A 4,716-nucleotide genomic window follows, 5' to 3' on the forward strand; every position below is an offset into this window, starting at 1 on the left:
TGTATTTGTGTCTTCATAACCTCAAATATATCATCTTGCTTTGGCTGTCACCCTCATTTCATCTCCTCAGCATACTTTCTGACACACCACCAGTCTTTAATTTACCAAAACGGGTTCTACAGTTTTTTCAGCATAGCTTATAGATGCCATATTGTAGTTATGAAGCTATTTCTGAACCGAGGATTTTAATTGTTATTTAGAGACTATTTATATTTAGACCGTGAGATCTCACTCTCTCGATAACTATTTGCCACTAGAAGAAAAGAGAATCAGTATTTGAATAAAATCCCCTTGTTAATCATTTTAAATTAGTTGACTACTACACTCGCTACAAAAGCAATGTAAGATTCAAGCTTGTAAAGACCATAGTCATTGTCTTAGAATGGCATTGTTAACGATAATATCTGTTTTGTTAAGAATTCTTTCTGAAATTCTTTGAAATGATGTTCTAAGTTAGTGCGCCCCCTTACTTATAAATGTTACCTATGCATCATCAGCATGCTGGTAATACGATGACCCTATCATGTCTACTAAGCGCTACAAGCTTGTTTTACGATATTCATCACCGGTAACGATGTGGTTCGGCGTGTTGGTCGCATGTTTTGCTTGGATCATGCACATCACGCTGTTGCTCACACCTCTATGGGATGATAATGCCCACTTAGGTCATGGTATCTGTGCAGAGCTTGCACCGATTGTATCGGCAGCCAAACAGTATGAGCAAATACAGACTGATATTGCGCAAACGAATCACAACATACCCATTGATAGTGCCGCTCGTCATTTCCTTCATCATAATGCATCCTTATCTTTAGCATCGCCTGCGACCGTTAAGCCAGTCATAACGGTTGATGCTGCACCTTCACAGGAAGCCTTATATAGCAAAGATAAGATTGAAAGCTCTGAATCTAACCCTGATGCCGTAAAATACAGTGGCTGCGACCTTTGCACTGCCATGTCTGCGGCACTATTGCCAGTCGCTTTTACACATACTGACTCGGCTTTGATTGAGCTATCTACTGTCTCAGTCACGTTTTTGTATCGCTCACATACCTACTCTCCTAGTAATTTTTTACGACCCCTCGCACGCGCTCCACCATCAGACACACCCATATAATTATCCATATTTATAGTCAAATATTTTTAGAGCATTAATGACAATGCTCTCAATCAACGCGCTCATTTGACGCTCTGATTGAGGCACTTGTACCTATTTGCCTAAAATACTGTACTCAAAATACTATCTATTTATATCGGAAAATATTCGGTCAGTGCCTACTCTAAGCCCATAAATGACTTGGCTTACATTGCATCTTGGTAAAAACTGAATAACCGATTTCATAAAATATTTTTGCAAATTTCTAGGGAAATAAGATGTCATCTTCATTAATGAACGCTGTACCTATTTTAAAACTAAGTGTTTTAGCCTTGTCTTTATTGCATATCAGTAGCGCTTATGCCGATTCTACAACCGTAAAGGCGTATATGCATACTACGGATGATGAGCCACATACTCAATTGCCAGCAATCGTCGTTTATGCGACAGCAGCAGATAAGCCATCTAGTACCGATGCACTTGGAACAGCAACCAGCCTTAATCAAAAATTTATTAGTAGCAAACAAGTGGCAAGCAGTGATACGGCCACTATACTGACAAAAATACCCGGTCTGAATGTCCAAAGTGCTGGTGGTATATCAAACTTGCCCGTGATGAGAGGCTTGGCGGACAACCGTCTGCGTATCTTAGTAGATGGCGTTGACTCAATCGCCTCCTGTCCAAACAGTATGAACTCACCCTTGTCTTATATTGCGCCAAGCGCTATAGACAAGACCACCGTTTATGCAGGTGTGACGCCTGTGAGTGTCGGTGGTAATAGTATTGGCGGTACTATCGTTGTCGAAACAGCAGAGCCTATCTTTTCAACAGATAGCAACATACTAACTTCAGGTGAAATTGGCACATTTTATCGTAGTAATGGTGACGCCTATGGGGCTAACTTGTCGACCACAGCGGCAAACGATCAGCTTAGCCTCACCTATAAAGGCAGCTTCGCACAGGCAGATAACTATAAAGCTGGTGGTGATTTTAAATCTTATACCCAAACAGGTAACCCTAATAAAACATTAGCGAAAGACGAAGTTGGTTCAACCGCTTATGAAAGCAAAAATCAGTCATTAGACATTGCTTATAAGAGTGGCAATCATCTGCTACAAGGAACTTATCTGTGGCAAAACATCCCAAAAGAGCTATATCCAAATCAGCGGATGGACATGCTCGACAATCAGCTTGACCGCATTAATTTGCGTTACAAAAGCGAGTTAAATTGGGGGCAGTTAGAAGCACAGGCCTATCATGAAAAAGTCGATCACTATATGAACTTTGGAGACGACAAACAGTTCTTATATGGCGCCGCCACAGGTATGCCTATGAATACTAATAGCAAGACTATTGGAGCCAATATTAAAGGTATTATCGATTTAACCAACCAAGGCACGATCAATATAGGTGCTGAATATCAAGACTATACCCTTGATGACACATGGGCGGCATCTGGCGACGGTATGATGTCGCCAAATGACTTTCAAAATATCAACAATGGTCAACGTCAGCGTATCGGTATTTATGGCGAGTGGGAAAAAGCCATCTCTTCTGAATGGACGACCCAGCTTGGTGCGCGCTATGAAAACGTACGTACCAGTGCTGATGAAGTACATGGCTATCAAATCGGTGGTCAAAACAATATGACCAATCAGCTGCGAGATAGCGCTAACTTTAATGTCAGTGACCGTAGCAGCACTGACCACAACATCGACGTTACCGCGATTGGCCGCTACAACATTGATGCACAAAAAACCTTAGAATTGGGGCTTTCTCATAAAGAACGTACACCCAGTCTCTATGAGCGTTATACGTGGTCGACATGGCCCATGGCGGCTGTCATGAATAACACTGTTGGTGATGGCAATGGCTATTTTGGTGATCCTAATCTGCGTTCTGAAAAATCCAATACACTGTCTGCCACCCTAAATTGGCGCGGTGCTGGAAATAGCTGGGGTGTCAAAGCCACACCTTACTATTCAAAAATAGATGACTATGTCGATGCCGTACAGTCGGATCGTATGACGAACACAGCGGCTGACACTCACACCGCCGACCAATACAACGTACTGCGTTATACCAACCAAGATGCTGAGATATACGGCATCGACCTGACAGCCGATCGAGAATTGACATCCAATGCTTGGGGAAACTGGGGGATATCCGGATCACTTAACTACACCAAAGGAAAAAATAAAGACAGCGGATCAGACTTATATAACATCATGCCATTCAATGGCAGTGTTGCCCTAAATCGGGAAAACAACGGTTGGAAAAACCAAATTGAAGTGGTTGGTGTTTCAGCTAAAAAGGATGTATCCACCCCTCGCAACGAAATTAAAACAGCAGGCTATGGCTTATTAAATCTCAATACAGGCTATCAGTTCAAACAGGTAGCGATTGAGGCTGGTATCGACAATGTCTTTGACAAAAACCATGCCCTACCTTTAGGCGGTGCCTACATGGGGCAAGGTAGAACTATGTCTATGAATAAGGAGATAGATGGCAGCTCTAACTGGGGCACGGCTATACCTGGCGCGGGTCGCTCATTCTATGTAGGTGTTAACTATAAGTTTTAGGTGTCATTAAGATAGATTGTTAACTGACTTTATTTCTCTTATACCATTTCCAAAAATTAGAATAATAAGGATAACTTTTTTGACTATGACCGCTAACAGGCTTAGCAAGTCTAATAAAGTTAATCGTATTTTTGGATTTGGTATTATATTATAGGAAGCACTTTCATGACTATGGCACTATTAATTGCAGCATTCTTAATGGGATTTTTTGGCTCGCCGCATTGCTTAGGTATGTGTGGTGGTATCGTGACTGCATTCGGACTATCGATGAAAGAAGCTAGTCCAGCAAAAAAACGCGGCCTCATTGCAACTTACCATCTAGGGCGCTTACTCAGTTATGCCCTATTGGGCTTAATTGCCGGTGTGATTGGCACCACTGTATTAACGCCCCTAATGGTTGGCAATAGCACACCTCGCATCCTACTAGGCCTGGTCTTGGTATTTATAGGATTAACCATGCTAGGTCTGCCTTTTTTGAACAAGCTTGAACGTCTTGGTATGCACTTTTGGCAAGCTTTAGCACCTCTGCGGCAGAAAGTATTCCCCTTAAATACCTTTCCTCGGGCATTGACGGCAGGTTTATTATGGGGATTTTTACCCTGTGGTCTCGTTTATGGCGCGTTACTTATGGCGGTCGTCGGTCATGACCCGCTCACAGGTGCCGTGTTAATGTTTGTCTTTGGTCTAGGAACCGTACCCATGCTCGTCGCTACGCACGGAACGGTCAACTGGATGCGCAATCAAATCGGGCGTTTGCGCCTAAGGCAAGTGAATGGCGTAATCATGATGTTATCTGGCTTAGCCGTCATAGCGGTGCCGATGATCATGGCCAATATGCATGGTGGACACGGGCAAATGAATCATGAGCAAATGAATCACGAGCAAATGAATCACGAGCAATAAAAACGTCTCTCATGTACATAGGAGGCAATGACATTTTAAACTATCGATAGGGCATGTTTAGCGTGCCCTATTTTTTTATCGGTGGTGTGTCAAAAAGTATGCTGATTAAAATTTGAACAATTTTGAAGCCTTGAA

Annotated in this window: 3 protein-coding genes; all 3 read left to right on the forward strand. The window is 42.5% G+C overall.

Annotated features, from left to right (window positions below; translation table 11 throughout):
• The first annotated feature begins 523 nt into the window (after positions 1-523).
• Positions 524-1,117, forward strand: a complete 594-nt coding sequence (locus EI162_RS13425; RefSeq protein ID WP_192524818.1) for a hypothetical protein — start codon at positions 524-526, stop codon at positions 1,115-1,117.
• Positions 1,118-1,374: 257 nt separating this feature from the next.
• Entirely contained in the window at positions 1,375-3,678 is a 2,304-nt protein-coding gene (locus EI162_RS13430) for a TonB-dependent receptor (RefSeq protein ID WP_192524819.1), read from the forward strand.
• Between the two features lie 165 nt (positions 3,679-3,843).
• Positions 3,844-4,581, forward strand: a complete 738-nt coding sequence (locus tag EI162_RS13435) for a sulfite exporter TauE/SafE family protein (protein ID WP_192524820.1) — start codon at positions 3,844-3,846, stop codon at positions 4,579-4,581.
• The last annotated feature ends 135 nt before the right edge of the window (positions 4,582-4,716 follow it).

It is taken from the genome of Psychrobacter sp. FME6, from assembly GCF_014861365.1.
Classification (GTDB): domain Bacteria; phylum Pseudomonadota; class Gammaproteobacteria; order Pseudomonadales; family Moraxellaceae; genus Psychrobacter.

What these genes read in the sequence shown, in the direction of transcription:
- EI162_RS13425 (WP_192524818.1), top strand. Translation starts at nt 524, where the DNA reads ATGTCTACTAAGCGCTACAAGCTTGTTTTACGATATTCATCACCGGTA.
- EI162_RS13435 (WP_192524820.1), top strand. Translation starts at nt 3,844, where the DNA reads ATGACTATGGCACTATTAATTGCAGCATTCTTAATGGGATTTTTTGGC.
- EI162_RS13430 (WP_192524819.1), top strand. Translation starts at nt 1,375, where the DNA reads ATGTCATCTTCATTAATGAACGCTGTACCTATTTTAAAACTAAGTGTT.